This is a genomic window from Paenibacillus sp. WC2504, from assembly GCF_052682475.1.
In genome coordinates this window covers 5,845,810-5,865,262 of sequence record NZ_JBQZFH010000001.1, presented here as the reverse complement: position 1 = coordinate 5,865,262, position 19,453 = coordinate 5,845,810, and the positions used below count along the sequence as shown (strand labels likewise).

General features: G+C 42.1%; 16 protein-coding genes and 1 pseudogene. 12 read left to right on the top strand and 5 right to left on the bottom strand.

Annotated elements, in window-relative coordinates; all coding sequences use genetic code 11:
- Positions 1-257: 257 nt before the first annotated feature.
- Positions 258-1,454: a cytochrome P450 gene (locus tag ACUN27_RS26345; RefSeq protein ID WP_326063418.1), complete on the bottom strand. Its 1,197-nt coding sequence runs from the start codon at positions 1,452-1,454 to the stop codon at positions 258-260.
- A 937-nt stretch (positions 1,455-2,391) separates the two neighbouring features.
- Between ACUN27_RS26345 and ACUN27_RS26340 the strand changes: the two are divergent.
- Positions 2,392-2,820: pseudogene (locus ACUN27_RS26340) on the top strand (methylglyoxal synthase).
- Positions 2,821-3,044: 224 nt separating this feature from the next.
- On the opposite strand, the gene ACUN27_RS26335 reads toward ACUN27_RS26340, so the two are convergent.
- Positions 3,045-3,932 carry a LysR family transcriptional regulator gene (locus tag ACUN27_RS26335; protein WP_326063419.1) on the bottom strand — a complete coding sequence of 296 codons (888 nt, stop codon included), beginning with the start codon at positions 3,930-3,932 and terminating at the stop codon, positions 3,045-3,047.
- A gap of 117 nt (positions 3,933-4,049) precedes the next feature.
- Between ACUN27_RS26335 and ACUN27_RS26330 the strand changes: the two genes are divergently transcribed.
- Both ACUN27_RS26330 and ACUN27_RS26325 read left to right on the top strand, forming a co-directional pair.
- Positions 4,050-5,306: a YbfB/YjiJ family MFS transporter gene (locus ACUN27_RS26330; protein ID WP_326063420.1), complete on the top strand. Its 1,257-nt coding sequence runs from the start codon at positions 4,050-4,052 to the stop codon at positions 5,304-5,306.
- 41 nt (positions 5,307-5,347) lie between these two features.
- Positions 5,348-6,163, top strand: a complete 816-nt coding sequence (locus tag ACUN27_RS26325) for an alpha/beta fold hydrolase (RefSeq protein ID WP_315954721.1) — start codon at positions 5,348-5,350, stop codon at positions 6,161-6,163.
- Positions 6,164-7,033: 870 nt separating this feature from the next.
- Here the strand turns inward: ACUN27_RS26325 and ACUN27_RS26320 are convergent.
- Both ACUN27_RS26320 and ACUN27_RS26315 read right to left on the bottom strand, forming a co-directional pair.
- Positions 7,034-7,750: a response regulator gene (locus tag ACUN27_RS26320; RefSeq protein WP_445559797.1), complete on the bottom strand. Its 717-nt coding sequence runs from the start codon at positions 7,748-7,750 to the stop codon at positions 7,034-7,036.
- A complete protein-coding gene (locus tag ACUN27_RS26315) occupies positions 7,719-9,356 on the bottom strand; it encodes an ATP-binding protein (RefSeq protein ID WP_445559796.1) in 1,638 nt (545 codons plus the stop codon). Before ACUN27_RS26315 ends, ACUN27_RS26320 begins: the two co-directional genes overlap by 32 nt.
- Before the next feature lie 276 nt (positions 9,357-9,632).
- Between ACUN27_RS26315 and ACUN27_RS26310 the strand changes: the two genes are divergently transcribed.
- The 7 genes from ACUN27_RS26310 (at position 9,633) to ACUN27_RS26280 (ending at position 16,507) form a co-directional block, all read left to right on the top strand.
- Complete coding sequence (locus ACUN27_RS26310) at positions 9,633-10,661, top strand: Bug family tripartite tricarboxylate transporter substrate binding protein (RefSeq protein WP_379174442.1); 1,029 nt, start codon at positions 9,633-9,635, stop codon at positions 10,659-10,661.
- Positions 10,662-10,726: 65 nt separating this feature from the next.
- Positions 10,727-11,188 carry a tripartite tricarboxylate transporter TctB family protein gene (locus ACUN27_RS26305; RefSeq protein ID WP_326063423.1) on the top strand — a complete coding sequence of 154 codons (462 nt, stop codon included), beginning with the start codon at positions 10,727-10,729 and terminating at the stop codon, positions 11,186-11,188.
- 1 nt (position 11,189) lies between these two features.
- Positions 11,190-12,716 carry a tripartite tricarboxylate transporter permease gene (locus ACUN27_RS26300; RefSeq protein WP_315954716.1) on the top strand — a complete coding sequence of 509 codons (1,527 nt, stop codon included), beginning with the start codon at positions 11,190-11,192 and terminating at the stop codon, positions 12,714-12,716.
- 6 nt (positions 12,717-12,722) lie between these two features.
- On the top strand, positions 12,723-14,141 hold the full coding sequence (locus ACUN27_RS26295; protein WP_315954715.1) for an NAD-dependent malic enzyme: 1,419 nt from the start codon (positions 12,723-12,725) through the stop codon (positions 14,139-14,141).
- 49 nt (positions 14,142-14,190) lie between these two features.
- Complete coding sequence (locus ACUN27_RS26290; RefSeq protein ID WP_326063424.1) at positions 14,191-14,433, top strand: HPr family phosphocarrier protein; 243 nt, start codon at positions 14,191-14,193, stop codon at positions 14,431-14,433.
- Between the two features lie 63 nt (positions 14,434-14,496).
- The gene (locus ACUN27_RS26285; protein ID WP_326063426.1) at positions 14,497-14,988 is read left to right on the top strand and encodes a hypothetical protein; all 492 of its coding nucleotides are present in this window, start codon (positions 14,497-14,499) and stop codon (positions 14,986-14,988) included.
- A 337-nt stretch (positions 14,989-15,325) separates the two neighbouring features.
- Entirely contained in the window at positions 15,326-16,507 is a 1,182-nt protein-coding gene (locus ACUN27_RS26280) for a cation:proton antiporter (protein WP_326063427.1), read from the top strand.
- A 106-nt stretch (positions 16,508-16,613) separates the two neighbouring features.
- On the opposite strand, the gene ACUN27_RS26275 is transcribed toward ACUN27_RS26280, so the two are convergent.
- Positions 16,614-17,189, bottom strand: coding sequence for a GbsR/MarR family transcriptional regulator (locus ACUN27_RS26275; protein ID WP_326063428.1), 576 nt, complete (start codon positions 17,187-17,189; stop codon positions 16,614-16,616).
- Positions 17,190-17,421: 232 nt separating this feature from the next.
- Between ACUN27_RS26275 and ACUN27_RS26270 the strand changes: the two genes are divergently transcribed.
- The gene (locus ACUN27_RS26270; protein ID WP_445559795.1) at positions 17,422-18,645 is read left to right on the top strand and encodes a quaternary amine ABC transporter ATP-binding protein; all 1,224 of its coding nucleotides are present in this window, start codon (positions 17,422-17,424) and stop codon (positions 18,643-18,645) included.
- Positions 18,620-19,453, top strand: a complete 834-nt coding sequence (locus tag ACUN27_RS26265; protein WP_326063430.1) for an ABC transporter permease — start codon at positions 18,620-18,622, stop codon at positions 19,451-19,453. Before ACUN27_RS26270 ends, ACUN27_RS26265 begins: the two co-directional genes overlap by 26 nt.

Below are 19,453 nucleotides of genomic sequence, written 5' to 3'. Positions count from 1 at the left end.
CACACGTTCTAAGCTAACGGAAAACATTTGTTCAATAACAACAAGAGAAGGCAGCCGACCTAGTGATCGGTTGCCTTTTCTCAACTAACGGGCAGCATAGTTGAATAATTCAAATTTAAACTAAATCTACTTTTTTTCTAATCAGAGTCTAAGACCTATAAAGCTGTCGTCAAAGCCTTATGAGAATTCTTATGATTCACAGAGTGTGCAGTATAAAACTTTAATTCTGACTGAACACTCGCATTGATCTAGTTTTTTTACGTCATACGGACAGTAAACTGTTTAACTCCAAAAACAAAGGGGCTTTGAATGTACATCATCTCCGAATTTGGGACAAACTGAATATCCACGAACCGTTTCATGAGCCTCTCAATCACGATTTGCCCTTCAAGCCTTGCTAAAGGTGCTCCTAGACAGAAATGTATGCCGAATCCAAACGAAAGATGGGCATTTGGTTTGCGGTCCACAATAAAAGAATCCGGTTCTGCAAATTTAGCCTCATCGCGATTAGCAGATGCCACCCAAGAGATGACCTGCTGCCCTTTTTTTATTTTGAAGTCTCCGATCTCCACGTCTTTCGTCGCTACTCGTCCTATGGCTTGAATGGGGGGATAGAAACGTAAGACTTCTTCAATAAAACCAGGAATAAGTTCTGGGATACCGCGAAGTTGCTGTTGGAGCGTTCGGTCTTCCGTCACAAGGCGGACAGCGTTTGTAATCAAATTGGTTGTCGTTTCATTACCAGCAGCGAGGAGCAAAATCGAAAAGCCAAGAATCTCTTTGTCGCTAAGCTTCTCTCCTTCGACTTCGGCTTGCAACAGAAGTGAAATCAGATCCTCTTTGGGCTCATTACGACGCTGCTCGACAATCTGAACGAAATAATCATTAAGCTCATGGGTGGCTTGCTCTTTCTCCGCAATGACTTGCGTGAATTCCTCTTCAGTATTTTGGTCAGGTCCTTTCACAAGAATGTCCGACCATTTCTTAAATAAGTTGCGATCTTCTGGGGGGACGCCAAGCAACTCCGCTATAATAATCACCGGCAGCGGAACGGCCAGATCGGAAACTATGTCCATAGTCTTTTTGATTTCAACAGCATCAAGTAATTCGTCGGTGATTGTGGAGATTCGTGTTGCCAAATCCGAGATTACTTTAGGTGTAAACGCCTTGTTTACTAAACCCCTTAGTTGTGTATGGCGGGGAGGATCCATTGTAAGAATGGTCTCTCTGTCTTTTACAGCTAATCCGCGTATTGAAGAAAAGGTGGTGGGATCTTTGAGAATACGATGGATGTCCTCGTAGCGAAACACATCCCAACAGCTTCTACTTTTATCATAACGAACAGGCGTCGTTTGACGAAGTTGGTTAAACACAGAAAAAGGTTGAAGTCGTTTTTCTTTCGTGTTCAGTTCTGCCATTGGTATTATATTGGCGTACCGTTCCGGTTTATTCATTTCTAGTCTGCTCCTCTCCAAATTCAATCTAAATGTTAATTTGCCCAGCAGTTAACAATTAATTCCTGGAGGTTTACTTAGGTGTGAACCTTATATTTCATGAAATCAAAACAGTCTGATCCACTATTCAATTACACCTGCAGTTTATAACTTTGAAAAGCTTTGACTTTATAAGCCTGCAAAGTTCCTCATACCTCTATTTTGAAACTGCCCATTTCTCCTACTAGGTATGCTGTCTCCTTTGAGACTCCGTGCTTGTTAGAAAAATGGTGAGGTATCTAATTGGAAAGGATCATATATCAGCCCATCTTTTGCTTAGTCATTTATGTCGTTGCCTAGTCGATTCCAAACTGGAATTCATACGTAAAAATTTACACTAACGATCTTTGAATCCGACTCTTTATTTCTGTAATTGCAACTATCGGGCTTGTAATACTTTTTAAAGTGCCAATATTGAAAATGAAGTGATTTTTATTCTTAATATGCTCCTTCTGTATGATTTGATTTTCTAACGCAAGCTCGTCTATTCTCTTTCAACTTTTGCTCAATATTTCACAAGAGAAGATGCACTTCGACTTCACATGGAACGAGGTATGGCAATTCACATTCATGACCCCACTTTATTTAAAGTAACTAAATCAGAGATTGTTTACAACGACAAAAGCGTAGCGCTTTTCGTTTATCATCGATAAGCATGGGGGAGAGGAGGAATCATGGAATACGTGAAACTTGGTAAGTCGGGGTTAAAGGTATCTCGAATCTGTCAGAGATGACTGGAATTTCGGTAGTGCTAATGCCAAACCGATATACCAAGGGAAAAGCGGAGGGAATTCTCGGAAAAGCTGTCTAAGGCATCAGTGTTCGTGTTTTTATTTAGCTTAAATTGGATTATCCATTGCCTAGCAGTATCAATCAGATATTAGAGAAGGGAACAACAATGAGTTTACACATAACTCTTATTGCACATGAAAGCAAAGCAGAAGAGATGGTCGATTTCGGCATCGCTTACGAGCATGAGCTGCAAAATCATCAACTATATGTCACGGGTTCGATTGCAAGGCGAATAAAGGAAAACACGAATCTGATGATAACACCATATATGTCAGGACCGATGAGCGGGACCAAATCGTGGCGCTGATTCGCTATGAATCAAATAGATTTAATCGTTCTTTTACGTGACCAACTTATAGCACAGCCGCACGAGCCTTATATAACGGCATTGCTGCGTATAGCCGATTTGCACAGTATTCCGGTTGCGACCAATATGGCAACGGCGGAGCTGTTGGTGAAGGCGATTGAACGTGGCGATTTCAGCTGGCGCGAGCTGATCCAGAAACGATATCCGGAGCTAGGACCCTGGGAATAATGTCAGTTTTGGGCCAAATGTAACGATTGTTACACCTATGCCTGTGACAATCGGCAATAATCAGGAATGTGATTAAGTTCTTGTCATTTATGACATCAAGTTCTTGTCAACTGTCGAGTGCTAAGAATATTGTCCGATTACCGACAATGTCGAGCATTAGAGCATCCGTTCGGAGCGATGGATTGTAGAAGGTGCTCATAGCTTTGAATGACCAATACTGAATATCATTTTGTTTTTTTTAACCTATCCCTTAAAGCATTCATTAATAATAATGATGCCCTTCCCAGGATGTTGCTATTTTTAAAAACCAGGCCAATAGCAACAGTGGGGGCTATATCAACAAAAGGTCTAATGACTAAGGTATTTTCTAGTTCCAAGCCTTTATAAATAGGAATAATTCCGATACCGAGACCAGCTTTGACCATTTGCCGAATCACAGAAAAACTTCCCACTTCGATACCAAAAAAAGGATTTTGGCCAGTTTGACATAATATTTTCTCTGATATTTCTCTATAAATACAGGTTTGCTCTTTAAGCAGAATGGTTAATCCGGCAAGGTCTTTCACCTCGAGGCAAGTTTGATTGGCCATTGGGTCATCAGCTCTCATCAATACCCCCAATTTTTCTTCAATAAGAGGCTCAAACTCCAACATGAGGTTTACTGATGGAGATGCGCATATGCCGAAATCCAATTCACCGGATCGAACTCTTTCTGCGATAGATTTACTACCGCTAATCTCCATAGATAACTGCACTTGCGGACGAAGTTTACAAAAATCAGCTACGATAGTCGCTATCGATTGACTCGCGATAGGCTCTATAGCGGCAAAACGAATGGTTCCGCCATCCCCCGTGCCGAAATCGGAGATCGTCTGTCTCATGGATCCTATTTTTTTCAGCAAAGCAGATGCTTCCTGATAGAGCCATCGGCCGGCTTCAGAAGCAACCATGCGTTTGCCATCACGAACGAATAAAGAGACTCCTAGGTCAGCTTCAAGACGCTGAATCTGAAGTGTTACTGTAGAAGGTGCAAATTGGAGTTCTTCAGCAGCTTTCTGAAAGCTTCCAAGACGCAAAATCGCTTCAAATGTTGTTAATGCTCGCAGATCCATGTTCCTCATCCTTTTGTTTTATAAATATGAACAATTCATTCAGATAATTCAATTTTACAAAACTCTGATACCAATTTACAATAGTTACAAGAACAATTTTTTGGCAGGAGGGATGCTATGGGTTTAGGTTATAAATCGGCATTCAATTGGATCACCTTATGGGCATCACTATTATTTGCTTTAATCCTTGGATTTTCACGGCTATCCTATGGATTGTTCTTACCAGGGATTCAAAGGGAAATAGGGGGAAGCTACGCTGAATTAGGTTTGTTAGGAACCGTTAATTTCATTGGTTATTTAGCCGGAACCTTAGCTTTACCGTTATTAATTTCACGTTTTCAGCATAGAAAGAATGTCATCAATAGAATTTCATGTTTATTACTTGGATTGGCCATGATAGGCTCAGCGTTTAGCGATCACTTCATTCAGCTCGGACTATGGCGGTTTATGATTGGTTTTTTTTCAGCATTGGCAACGGTGTTGGTCTTGTCTATTGCTACGGACGCCGTTCAACCCCCTGAGCGAGGAATGGCTTCTGGTCTAATATGGTTAGGTGGATCTGCCGGAATTCTGGTTACAGGCTTATTCGCACCATATATCATAGAGCCTACTCATTTGGATGGCTGGCGCTATGCATGGCTGTCCATGGGCATCTTCGGAATTCTTGCTACGATGGGCTTTGAGTTGGTAACAAGAAAGCAAATTTTTGAGAGTACTCTATTCACAGAACTTGAATCGAATTCACGGGAACAAGAACAAGTGAGTGTATTCAGAATCATGTTTAGTCCAAATAATTTTTTATTCTTGCTTGGATCTTATTTTTTCTTTGGTTGGGGATATATCATTTATTTCACTTTTTTGGTTCCTTATCTCGTGAATAAAGGAATTCCGTCGATCTATGCTGGACTAATTTGGTCTGGTATCGGATCTGCAGGTTTATTCAACGGTTGGATTGGAGGCAGAGCCATTGACCGATGGCCGAGCGGGTATACGCTTGCATTGGGGTTAGCAATAGGTGCGATTGGTGTATTAGGAGTAACGACAAATCGTATTCTGCTTACTTCATTAGGAGCGGTAATTATTGGGTTGGTTTCATTTATTACCCCGCCGTTGATGACTACAGCTCTGCTTCGCCGTTATGTACCAAGTAGCATTTATGCGGTATGCCTAAGCGTAGCCACTGCTACTTTTGCAGCAGGGCAAATTATAGGTCCTATGGTTGGAGGTTGGGTTGTCGATCAATACGGTTTGAAATTTGGTGTAACATCCAGCTCTCTATTTATGGTGCTTTCCGCCTTGTTTGCTTGTTTATACGGACGGAAACAACGAGTGCTAGAGTCACCTACATTACGTTCTAAAAGTATTGATAACTGATTCGTTTTAAAGAAGATTATTTAATAAAGGGAGAGAAAAAAATGGAGATTTTACACGATAATATTCCGGCTATAAGAAAATATTTTAACTCGGGTGATCTTGAGCTTTCCTACCTTGACTTTGGTGGAGAAAGTAATAATGTGCTTATTATGTTACATGGATATATGACTAATGCAAGAACATTTTCGGAGCTGGCTGTCAAATTTAAAGATTGGCGGGTTATAGCTGTAGATCAGCGCGGACATGGTTGGAGTGAACATCCTTCTGGCATGGAATACGCAAGAAATGATTACATCAATGACCTATTAAACTTGATTCAAAATGAACTCGGGGGAAAACGCGTAACGCTACTGGGACATTCTCTAGGTGGGTTGAACGCTTATCAATTCGCGGCTCGTTATCCTGAATGGGTCGAAGCCGTTATCGTTGAGGATATCGGAGTGGAAATAAACGCGGACTTCTCATTTGCCGACAAGCTTCCATATCGTTCGGCCTCTTTAAAAGAACTAAGAGATTCACTTGGAAGTGTGGGGCTTCAAGCGATTGATTATTTTTCAGAAAGCGTGTTCGAGGATGAACGGGGATGGGGGTTCCGTACAGATATAAAGGGGCTGCAAGTTTCCGTACCACAATCTAATGGGGTTTGGTGGGAAGATTGGTTATCTTCTAATTGTCCTATTTTGCTGATTCATGGTAAAAAAAGCTTCTTTCTTGACATCAAACAAGCAGAGCAGATGGAAAATCGAAGACCTAACACTAAGCTTGTAGTTTTCGAAGAATGTGGCCATGGTGTTCACTCTGATGATTTAGACGGTTTTTATCAAGTTGTAAATGATTTTCTTACTGAAACAAAATGAAGTGTAGCGATCAGTGAAACTAAAAGGTTACTTGAATTAATGATTTTAGCAGTAGATAAGAAAACAGGGATCAAATTGACGTTTGATTTTAAATAAGTAAATACCGTTTCGCTAACGGCGAACTACAACCAAAACTTAGAGAAGGCCTGAAGTTCGAATTTAAGCTGCTTCTTAGCAGCCCCTGTGGTACTCAATATCACCAGAAGGAGATGTAGTTGACTAGTCACGAAGGAGTAGGGGATTCGCCGAAACAAAGCACCTTGTAAATTATGTTCCTCAAAATAATTCATCACATACGAGTCTAACTGAAAGATATGTTAGGAATTTAACTATCTTGTCGGATTCTTATGCGGCTAACGGTAAATCTACTTTATCCTAGCAGTAACGATTTGGAAATCTACTCACCTCCCATTCAATAACCGTTTATAGTTAGTCTGTTATAGTACTCTTCGGAATAGGGCTCAACGAATTTTGAGGTTTCAGAGATTTATATATTTTCTTATTTTCAAGATAGTCGAAAGTTTTTACTACAATGCTGCCTTGTTTTTTAATCGTATAATTGTGAGTCTATATAAAAATGCTTGCCACTCGATTCCTAGTGGCAAGCATTTTTTTTGTTTATATACGAACAAAAGTAATTAGAATGGATGAGTACTTACTTCTATACATTTAATTTATTTCACATGAGCATTTATTAAAAGTGGATAGACAATCCGCCTGTTTTGCTGTCCGCACTTCTTTGCTCGCAACCAAAAATAAACGGCACGGGGCTATCCCATGCCGTTTCGGATTCTGTTTTGATTTCCAGTCTTGTCTTGAAGCTTAACTTAATGACATTGAACTACGAGTGGCTCTTTTTTAAGTCAGTTATCACTCTTTCTTACGATAGACCCTCTCGGGGCGCCCCACGACCCCATAAGTCAGATCTGCGAATACTTCGCCCGAGGAGACCAAATGCTCTAAATAACGGCGTCCTGTCGAACGGCTGACACCAATTTCTTTGGCAATTTGCTCCGCGGACATTCCGTGCTCCGCGGCGGAAATCGCTTGCACAATTTTGACTAGCGTTAATTTATCAATACCTTTGGGAAGATAGGAATTATCAATACTAGAGTCTTTCTTACCTGCCCCCGAAATGAGACGATCAACATCATTTTGATTAATAGAGCCACTTTGATTAAGACGATTCAGCTCGTTGTGAAAGTCCATATAACGCAGGAGAGTTTCTTGCAATCTGTTAAATATTAGAGGTTTCATAATATAATCGAAAGCTCCGCTTCGAACGGCTTCCCGTATGACTTCGACCTCTTTGGCTGCTGTGATCATAATGACGTCGGTATCCCGATAATGTTGACGAATATAAGACAGCATGTCCAGTCCATTGGAGCCAGGAAAATAAACATCTAGTAGAACTAAATTTGGCTTTAAGATGTCTAACTGCTCTTTTGCTTGAACATCATCTGTAGCGATTGCGACAACGTGAAAGCCGTCTACTTTCTCTATAAACCTTCGGTTTATTTCGGCTATTTTCACATCGTCTTCGATAATTAATACTTCAATTGTCGGTTGTTGGGATTCCAGGATCACGATCAGGACTCCTTTCTGTGGATGTCGGGTGTTTCGGTATGGCGACGGTGAAGACCGTACCGCATTCCAGATTTTTATGGAAAGTGATATATCCATTAAGCTTGCTTACAGCGTGCTGAACTAGTGCTAGACCAATACCTCTGTTCTCACCTTCTTTAGTTGAAAATCCTTTTTCAAACACTGCATTACCCAATTCTTCTGGAATACCAATACCGCAGTCCTCACATTCGATTATCAAATCGTCACCGAGATCAGTTAAAAATAATTTCACATACGGCATAGTCTGCACTTCCACAGCTAGTACAGCTTCCATCGCATTGTCGATTAAGTTACCGATAATCGTGATCAGTAGATTACGATCGATTTCTTCAGGTATATCTCGAAATGAGCTCTCACTGTCAATTTCAAAAGTTAGTTTCAATTCCTGTGCATGATTGAATTTGCCAATTAACAGTCCACCGATCATGGGATCAGGAATTTCAGTCATAATGAACTGTACCCAATTCTGGTGAACATCGGATTCTTTGGAGATGAGATCGACAGCCTCTTGATACGATTCCAGTTGAATGAGTCCAGAGATGACATATAACTTGTTAGAGAATTCATGTGTCTGAGCCCGCAGGGCTTCTGCGAAACGTTTTACTTGGGATAGTTCCTCAGCCAATCGGTAAAGCTCGGATTTACTTCGAAAGCTTGAAACGGCACCAGTGACACCGTGTTTTCGGCTTACAATCGGCACGCGATTGACGATGACATCATGATCACCAATGAGCATTTCATGGTCGAAATCGGCCTCTCCTGTACGTACCACCTCGGTCAATCGGGTGTTCGGAATCACATCCTCAATGTGCCTGCCCGTGATTTTTGCACTTAGCGGCAGCTGCAAAAGCTGCAAGGCATAGCGGTTCACCATCGTGATGATGCCATCTCGATTTACGGCGATAATTCCTTCGCGAATCGTTTGCAGAATCGCCTGCTTTTCCGTATATAACTCGCCGATTTCTTTGGGTTCAAGTCCATGTATGGAGCTCCGGACGTTACGCGCGATAAGGATTGAACCGATTAGGCCAATGATCAGAACGATAAGGGAGATTACCTCAATACGCGATTGATAGGCGTAAGTGATCGAATCGATATCCTCCGTAAGAAATCCGACGGACACAATCCCTATAACTTGGCCTTGCTCATCAAAGATAGGCGCTTTACCGCGAAGCGAAGGTCCAAGGGAGCCGATGGCTTTGGAAACAATGGATTGTCCTTCCAAGACAGGGCCGTTGTCGCCGCCAACCATTTCTTTCCCGATTCGTTCAGGAAGTGGATGCGAGAAGCGAATCCCTTCGCGATTCCCGACAACGATATATTCAGCATCGATTTTTTCTCGGATAGTTTCGGCAATAGGTTGGATGGCCTTAGACGGGTCGGAAGTCTGAAATGCATGGCGAATGTCAGGCATATTAGCAACAGTTTCAGCAACCTTTAAGGCGCGTGTTCCAATCTGATCCTCAAGTGCCGTGGTCATGATGTAATAAAATATACTGCCTAAAGAGATAATCACGATGGAGAGGAACGAACAAATGATTAAAATAAGCTTGGTCTGAAGCCTCATGATCCACGCAGGCCTCCTATTTTTGTTTAAATTGTATCATAAAGCGTTATCATTTTGACCGTTATAGGGTAACCAGATCCGTGAACAATATGAACAAAATGGTCAAAACGCTGTTATTGCAACTAATCTCCATAAACTTCCCTACGGATACCTGTAGATGTTATTCTGAAAGCGCTTTAAAGAAAGCGAATACAAGATAACTTTTTACTAAAAACGGAGGGGTTTCATTTGATAAAACAACTTTTTTCAGCTTATTGGAAAGTAACAGCTATTAGCATGCTTGCAGTAAGTTTGGCTGCTTGTGGCAGCAACACAGCTAAACCGGCAGCAACAACTTCAGGTTCTACTGATAAATCAAAAGAGACGACAGCTCCTGCAGCTGCGAAATCCAACTATCCTGAAAAAGCGTTAAGCATTATTGCTCCATCAGGCGCAGGCGGCGGCTGGGATATGACAGCCCGTACGATCGCTAAGGTATTAACGGAAACGAAAGCTGTGGATAAACCTGTTTCAGTTGAAAATAAACCAGGCGGCGGCGGTACCGTTTTTATGGCAGAATACGCTACCAAAGATGTTAAGGATAACTACAAGCTGTTCGTCAGCTCGCCACCAATCCTGATTAATCATCTGAAAAAAGAAGGAAACACACCTTACGGTTACAATGATACGACGCCGTTAGCCCAATTGACGAAAGATTATGGTGCTGTCGCGGTAGCAGCAAATTCGAAATATAAAGATCTGAAATCCTTACTCGATGATATGAAAGCTGATCCTACCAAGATTACAGTTGCAGGAGGCTCAGCACCTGGCTCAATGGACCATTTGGTTTCGATTCTACCGGCTTTCAAATACGGCATTGACCCCAAAAAAGTGAAATATGTGTCCTATGACGGTGGCGGCGAAGCCGTAACGGCATTGTTAGGCGGAAATGCTGACGTGTTGGGTACAGATGCTTCTTCGTTAGATCAATATGTGAAAGCCGGGAAAATCCGTATTCTTGCTATTGCCGCACCTTCCCGTCTTGGCGGCAGCTTGAAAGATATCCCGACGATGAAAGAACAGGGTGTAGATGCCGAGTTCCTCATTTGGCGAGGTTTCTTTGGACCGAAGGACATGACCGCTGACGCAAAAAGATTTTGGGAAGATAGCATTAAGAAAATGGTAGAGTCCGATGCCTGGAAAAAAGAAATGCAAGCAAATAGCTGGGAAACGGATTATAAGAAAGCAGACGATTTCAAAGCTTTCTTAGGGCAGCAAGAAGTACAACTGAAAGACATGCTAACAGCGCTTGGTATGCAGAAATAAATCCTAAAGAGACAAGAGAGAAGACGAGCTCTTCTCCCTTGTCTCTTAGGATAGGAGGCAGAGAAATGAATACTACTTTTGATCGTTATGCAGGCATCGTATTTTTCGCCATTGGCCTTACATTTATGATTGGTTCCTTGGGCATTTCAACAAGTGCTTATGGCAGTAATGTAGGTGCAAATATTTTTCCAATGATTTTGGGGGCGTTTTTGTCTTTGATGAGTTTCCGTCTTATTTATGAGGCTTTCCGTAAACAACGTACGGAGAAGAGCAAAGAAAATTTGGACTATAAACGATTTATCATTATTTTCATCGCTGCTGTCTTGTATGCGTATTTCCTTGAAGATATTGGATTCGTAATCTCTACGTTCTTGTTCCTGATGATCGGTTTCCAAACGATGCATAAGGGAAGAGTGTGGGTTTCCTTAGTTATTGCTGGTAGTTTCTCATATGGTGTTTATTATTTGTATGTACATCTGCTGGATGGTTCGCTTCCCGGATTTCCAACATGGTTAGGGGGGGCATAAGATGAGCACTTTGGATTATGTGTTTCATGGTTTGGGTACTGCGATGCAGTGGCACAATGTAGTATTTGTATTTCTCGGTGTCTTGATCGGTACGGTAGTTGGTGTACTCCCTGGAATCGGTCCGATGAGCGGTGTAGCCCTCTTAATACCGATCACGGCAACGATGACAGGTGGCTTAGCTCCGGAAGAAGCGGCTACAAGCTCAATCATTTTACTAGCAGGGGTGTATTACGGGGCGATGTACGGAGGTTCGACGACGTCGATCTTGTTGAACACGCCAGGAGAATCGTCTTCTGTCGTCACAACACTAGATGGTTATCAAATGGCTAAACAGGGTAGAGCAGGGGCTGCGCTTGCAATTTCGGCAATCGGTTCCTTTGCGGCCGGGATTATTTCACTGATCGGTCTAATTTTCCTGGCTCGTCCTTTATCTGCAGTAGCCATTAAGTTCGGGCCAGCCGAATATTTCTCACTCATGGTGCTCGGATTACTCGCAATCAGCGGGCTTGCAGGTAAATCGATGGTGAAAGCGCTCATGATGACTGCCTTCGGACTCTTACTAGCAACGATTGGTATCGACAATGTGTCTGGCGTGGAACGGTTCACGTTCGGCATTCCTGAGCTATATCAAGGTTTGGAATTCTTGACCGTTGCAGTGGGTACATTTGCTGTCGGAGAAGTATTTAAAACAATTCTTCAGCGCGAAGGAAACGACGGCGAGATTGCAAAAATTAATCGGATCATGCCGACGAAGCAAGATATGAAAGACAGTGCGGCACCTATTGCACGTGGTTCTGTGCTCGGATTTTTCATCGGCCTGCTTCCTGGAGCGGGAGCTATCCTTGCCTCTTTCTTTGCTTATATTGTAGAGAAAAAGATTAGCAAAAATCCAGAGAAGTTCGGAAAGGGAGCCATCGAGGGAGTGGCGTCGCCGGAAGCTGCGAATAACGCTGCATCAGGCGGTGCAATGATTCCGCTTTTGACTCTGGGTATCCCGTCTTCGGGTACGACTGCCATTTTGATGGGTGCTTTTATCATGTACAATGTCCAACCAGGTCCTTTGTTATTCCAGGATCATCCACAACTGGCATGGGGCGTTATTGCAAGTATGTTTGTCGGAAATCTTATGCTCTTAATTCTTAATATGCCTCTTGTTAAAGTGTTTGCCAAAGTGATTGAAACACCTGCGAAGTATTTAATTCCGTTAATTATCGTTTTTTCCGTGTTTGGGGTGTATGCCGTACAATATTCAACGTTTGATTTGCTGCTCATTATGGGTTGCGGGCTTGTGGGTTATTTTTTATCCAAGAACGATTACCCTTTAGCACCACTCGTACTTGGTCTTATTCTGGGTCCAATGATGGAAAACAATATGCGCAGAGCGCTTACCATTTCAAACGGCGATTTCATGATCTTTTTGCAAAAACCGGTTTCACTGGTATTTCTCGTTATCGGTTTGATTTGGATCACGATTCCGCTGATTCTAAAGCTTAAAGGTAAAAATGTACTTGTGAACGAGGAAGGGTAAATGCATATGAAAAATACAATGGGTGGTAAAAGCATTATTTTACGTCTGGAACTGCTGACAGAGCAGATTCACTTCGGTCAATTGATCACGATGATTACGGAAAACGGTGGGGATGTCATCGCGATTGATGTCATCCAAACAGGTGCGAATTGGACGGTTCGAGACATTACGGTAACAGCATTGGAGCAAACCCAATTGGACAAAATTGTTGCCAGGATGAAGGATCTCTCGGGCGTGAGACTCATACATGTCTCAGATCGCACATTTTTACTTCATCTTGGCGGTAAAATCGAAATGAAGCCCAAATCGCCCATCCAAAACAGGGATGATTTATCCCGGGTGTATACACCGGATGTCGCCAGAGTCTGTATGGCAATCCATGAGAATGAGGATAACGCCTACAAGTTGACGATTAAGCGGAATACAGTCGCTGTTGTCTCCGATGGCAGTGCCGTACTAGGACTCGGCAACATCGGGCCTTATGCAGCAATGCCAGTTATGGAAGGCAAGGCGATGCTATTCAAGCAGTTTGCTGATGTTGATGCGTTTCCCATTTGTTTGAACACGCAAAGTACAGATGAAATCGTTACAAGCATCAAGCACTTGGCCCCAGGTTTTGGCGGTATTAATTTGGAGGACATTTCTTCACCTCGATGCTTTGAGATTGAAGAGCGGCTCCGGAATGAACTGGATATCCCCGTTTTTCATGACGACCAACATGGCACGGCCGTCGTATTATATGCAGGGCTCATTAACGCTTTGAGAGTAGTTGGCAAACAGATTAATGAGGCTAAAGTTGTCGTGTGCGGAGTTGGCGCAGCGGGAATTGCTTGCTCCAACATTTTGCTTGCAGCAGGTGTGAAAGAGTTGATTGGCGTTGACCGGGATGGCGCGTTACTACGCACGAATGAGTATGCAAACCCGATATGGAAGGAGTATGCGGAACGAACGAACCCTAACCTACGATCTGGTTCCCTACATGAAGTCATTGAAGGAGCAGATGTGTTCATTGGCTTGTCCGCTGGGGGCTTACTGAAAAGGGGAGATGTGGAACGGATGGCGGTAAACCCTGTCGTGTTCGTCATGGCCAATCCAACGCCTGAAATTCATCCGGATGAAATCGAAGACATTGCTGGGGTCATTGCAACGGGGCGATCGGATTTTCCAAATCAAATTAACAATGTACTTTGTTTTCCAGGTATTTTCCGTGCAACCTTGGACTGCCAAGCCTCCACAATCAATGAAGAGATGAAGCTAGCTGCCTCAGCAGCGATTGCCTCCGTAGTAACGCAGCAGGAACTGAATAAGCTTTATATCATTCCAAGTGTGTTTAATCAAGAAGTCGTTAGACGTATTCGGGAAGCCGTCATTCATGCAGCTATTCAAACTGGTGTGGCAAGGCGAATCCCCCGTGAGTTTCGCTAGGTAGATTAATCTGTTCGAGCAACGACGAAGCAAGAATGGAGAGGTTGGTATGGGTGGTTTGGAAACAAAAGCCATTATAGAAATCAATCAAGCAGCGAATCAATTCCAATCCAGTATTGTCATTCAGGTTGGCATGAGGTTTATTGATGTGAAAAGCATTCTGGGTCTAAGTGTCACTCTATTCAACAATCAAACGTACAAGCTTGATATTCAAGGTCCTGATGAAGAAGAGGCTGTAGAGGTCCTGAAGGGGATCTTTGACAAACACGGTCTTAAGATAACTCTAAAATAAGCGCAAGAAAAAGCAACGAGAGATGATGTCTTTCGTTGCTTTTTACTTCATTATATGAATTAAGTGCAGACCGCTAAACAGGGTATTGTTGATCTTGCAGAGTATGTTGGCGTCTCGAGAGATAAGGTTCTTGCTGTTAAAGACGATGATTTAGCTAATGTAAATTTAAGACCTCCAGGTGCACTGGATTGGATTGATACTATTGCTAGCATAAAATTTGAAGATGAAGAAACACTAATTTTCCCACTAGATGGGGGGATCGAAGGATATTTGCTTCATGGACCGGAGTTATTGCAAAACTGTAATAAATTTTATGGGTATAAACAATTTCATATGGAAGAATGGACATCAAACTTTCCAACTTCTGGATTCCATATAGACATAAAAGATAAGCAGATCAAAATATGGTATGCAGATGTATTTTCAAATATCGTTCAACGACTTCAAGAGAAATGGCAGGATTGGAAGGTAATCGACCACTTTGATAGATTTGAAGCACAACTTGAAATTTTAAAAGGTAGACTGCAGTTTCAAACTGAAGATACAAGTAAGTAAAAGTCAGCCCCTATGCCTATATGCATGAGAATTACAGCATGCCAAACACCATCCGTGAAGACATCATTCGATACGCTTTTTCAATGTTCGAGGACAATGAAAAATGAAGTAAAATAAGTAATTTTAAAGTTGTTCGAAAAAGAATCTATGTTTAGGCATGCGTAGAATCTAACGAATTCTGCAACAACAATAACGGAGCACCGCGGCTAAGCGGGCTCCGTTTTCTAATTAATTATGGAATATCAAATTTTTCGAGCATTGAGCGAACAATTGTAGTGAAGATAATGAAACATAAATTTACACATAATAGCAACAAGGCATATTATAGGAGGTTTCAATGATTCACTACTGGCTTGTACTGCTCGGAATCGCAGTTGCAATCGCTTATTTGGCGGATAAAATAAAACAACCGTATCCAACATTGCTTGTCGTTGCGGGACTTTTGCTTGGTATTTTCCCTATTGAAGCTCTTCATGAATTTAAAACCTACGTAGCTTCGGATCATGTCTTTCAAACAGCTGTGATATTAATTTTCCTGTCAGCGCTAATTGGAGATGCTGCACTAAAGCTTCCTTTTGGCGAAATCAAGGAAAACAAACGTCCGATATTATTACTGGCGTTGTTAGGAACCTTTATGACATTTATACTGATAGCCGCGCTTTCATATTTCTTACTCGGCCTCGATTTGCAAAAAGCGCTTGTCTTTGGCGCATTAATGGCAGCCACAGATCCGGTCTCCGTATTAACGATCTTTAAGTCAATGGGTTTGAACAAGAAGTTGTCCATTATCGTTGAAGGAGAGAGTTTGGCGAATGATGGAGTAGCTGTTGTCCTTTTGAAAATAGCTTTGGTAACAACGGTACTAAGCATGTCTGGTGTATTACATGGAGCATTGGAGTTTGTTAAAGTTGTTCTAGGAGGCATAGTCATTGGTGTTGTAACAGGCTACATTACCTCAAAAATAACCTCAAGCATTGATAATTATCTGGTGGAGATCGGGCTTTCAATTGTCCTGTTCTATGGAGCATTTGAGTTAGCTGAAATGTTCCATTTCTCCGGTGTCATTTCGGTTGTTTTTGCAGGACTCTTGTTAGGAACTTACGGAAAAAATATCGGCATGTCCGATTTAACACTTGACAAAATGGACTCCTTTTGGGAAACAATAGCTTTTATAGCAAACGCATTGATCTTTCTCATGGTTGGTCTTGAAATTTCAAATATTGATTTCTCTGAGAAGTGGATTCAAATCGGTGGAAGCATTCTCATTGTTCTGACGGCAAGGTTCATTGCTGTCTATGTTAGCCTTATCTTTGATAAAGAAATACCTGATATCTGGAAGCCGATTATAGCATGGGGCGGGTTAAAAGGATCCCTGTCTATTGCGTTAATCTTGAGCATTTCTCCGGATTTTGATGGCCGTGACTTAATATTGGCTATGACGTTTAGTAATGTAGTTTTTTCACTGATTGTTCAAGGAACAACAATAAGTCCTCTTGTAAAGAGACTCAAAGTTAATTGAATCCGATAAAATGACGTAAACCACATTGATATGAAATCATCTTGAAGTAGTTTTATTTGTGCATCAATTTTCCTATGGATGAACTGTTGAGCATACAGAGTGAAACTTAATTAGTTTGATCCTGAGGTGAATCTTTAGGTATCAAGTTGAAAATATCACCTGTTTCAAAAGAGTCAATAAGTCGATCAAGCCATTGATAATATCGAATTGCCTCATCGATTTTGTCCAGATCCGTTTGAAGTATTGCTTGCAGGGCTGCATCATCAGGGTATTGCTGATTAAGCTGATTAAGTTCTTTTTTTGACTTATTCAGAGAACTAAGGTTAATTTCTAAAGCTTTACGCCATTTCAGTGAAAAGTAATCAGAGAAGGTTTGAAACCAGTCCATTTCTACCTCGTAGAGATCTTTTCGTGATCCCTTCTCCCAAACTTTATTGACCATTTTCAAATCAACCAGCGTACGCACACCTGTGCTCATACTGGTTTTACTCATTTCCATCGCTTCTCGCATATCATCGAGAGTCATGGGCTTGTTTTGGAAGAATAGCATTCCGTACAGATGACCAATCGACTGGGTGATGCCATAGAGATCCATGTTCTTTCCAATAGATTCAATGACACGTTTGCGAGCTTTTTGAATAATCAGTTCCTGATCTAAGCTTATGTTTTGTAGTTGTTCCATTCCAAGTTTCACCCTGCCTTTATGTTTACATCGTTATTGTAAGAGACTATTTTAATAAAGTAAAGAAAGTCATGTCACCGAATTCGGGAGCATGTAGGCGTACCATGATTATATTGTACAGTTTTTTCTGTACAAACGGAATAAACAGAATTTACTGTTGACATAACCTGTTTTAGTTCTTTACACTTAAAGAGGTAACAGGGTATTAACGTATACAGAAAGGAGTGAGCGTATGGCAATTATTGATGTTCATCAGGTAACCAAAGTATTTGGGCCTGATCCCGAGTCTGTTCTTCCGCTAATGGCCAAAAAGTATTCAAAAGAACAGATCTACAGGGAAACCAAGCATACAGTGGGGGTCAACGAAGTCAGCTTTTCAGTAGAACCTGGTGAAATTTTTGTCATCATGGGGCTGTCAGGCAGTGGGAAATCAACATTAGTCCGCCTGCTAAACAGGTTAATCGAACCTACGAATGGGAGTATCCACATTAACGGCCAAAATATCGTCGAAATGACCGATGAAGAACTCCGTCGTGTACGAAGAGAAACGATTTCTATGGTATTCCAGAAGTTTGCTCTATTCCCGCATAGAACGGTTGTGCAGAATGTGGAATATGGGCTTGAAGTTCAGAGAAGGAGCAAGAGTGAGAAACGTTTGAAGGCCATGGAAGCTTTAAGTCTGGTAGGGCTAGAGGATAGGGCCGACAGCATGCCATCGCAATTAAGCGGAGGTATGCAACAAAGGGTAGGCTTGGCCAGAGCGCTTGCAAACGATCCGGATATTCTTTTAATGGATGAGGCTTTTAGCGCATTAGATCCGCTTATCCGCAAGGATATGCAGGATGAACTGTTAGAGCTTCAAGATAAAATGAAGAAAACGATTATTTTTATCACACACGATTTGGATGAAGCCCTTCGTATTGGGGACCGAATTGCGCTCATGAAAGATGGCAGTGTCGTTCAGATTGGGAAGCCGGAAGAGATTATGATGAACCCCGCGAATGAATATGTAGAGAGGTTTGTTGAAGATGTAGATCTGTCCAAAGTTCTAACTGCATCATCCGTGATGCGGAGACCGGAAACGGTAGGCTTTGACAGAGGGCCGAGAGTAGCTCTTCAGCTCATGCGAGAGAGCGGAATATCGAACTTGTTTGTTGTTGATCGCGGGAAAAAACTGCTAGGTGTCATTACGGCTGAAGATGCTTCTGAAGCTATAAAAGCTGGAAAGACGCTCGAGGAAATCGTCATTCGAAATGTGCCGACTGTGGCGCCTGATCAAATGCTTTATGAGTTATTTGAAGTATGTGGAAGCTCTAAATATCCGGTGGGCGTGGTTGACGATAACAATCGTATAATTGGTGTCATTGTGCGCGGAGCCGTCCTCGGAGCGTTAGCCGGGCAGCCCGTTGCTAAAGAGGAGGTGCAAAGCGATGATCTCCAAGATACCGCTGGATGAATGGGTGGAATTTGTCGTTGATAAACTGGAAATGAACTTGGGTATTTTGTTTCAATTCATCTCTACTTGTATCGAGGGAAGTGTAAATGCTCTATCTTTTGTTTTTCATGGTGTTCCAGTTCTATTATTCATTGGATTAGTAAGTGTTCTGGCCTTTTACTTAGGGCGTTGGTCTTTTACCTTATTTTCGGGGTTAGGTTTATTGCTGATATATAATTTAGGGTTTTGGAGTCATACGATGGATACTTTGGCGCTAGTGTTAACCTCAGCGTTAATTTCAATCGTCATTGGCATTCCAATCGGTGTCTGGTGTGCCCAAAACGATAAGTTTCGTAACTTGGCCACACCGTTGCTCGACTTTATGCAAACAATGCCTGCGTTTGTTTACTTGATTCCTGCTGTCACCTTCTTCGGATTAGGCGTGGTTCCGGGTGTTATTGCCTCTGTTATCTTTGCAGTGCCTCCAACGATTCGACTTACGAATTTGGGAATTCGTCAAGTCGCTGAAGATTTAGTGGAGGCAGCCGATGCATTTGGCTCAACTCCTTCACAGAAGTTGTTCAAACTCCAGTTCCCCTTAGCATTGCCGTCCATCATGGCAGGAATGAATCAAACGATCATGCTTTCCTTATCGATGGTCGTTATTGCATCCATGATTGGAGCCCAAGGTATTGGTGCTGATGTCTACCGCGCAGTGACGCAGATTAAAACAGGCCAAGGGTTTGAAGCAGGCTTGTCCATTGTCGTATTAGCCATACTTTTGGACCGTATGACACAGTACATTCTCAAAAGAAAAAGGAGCGTATGA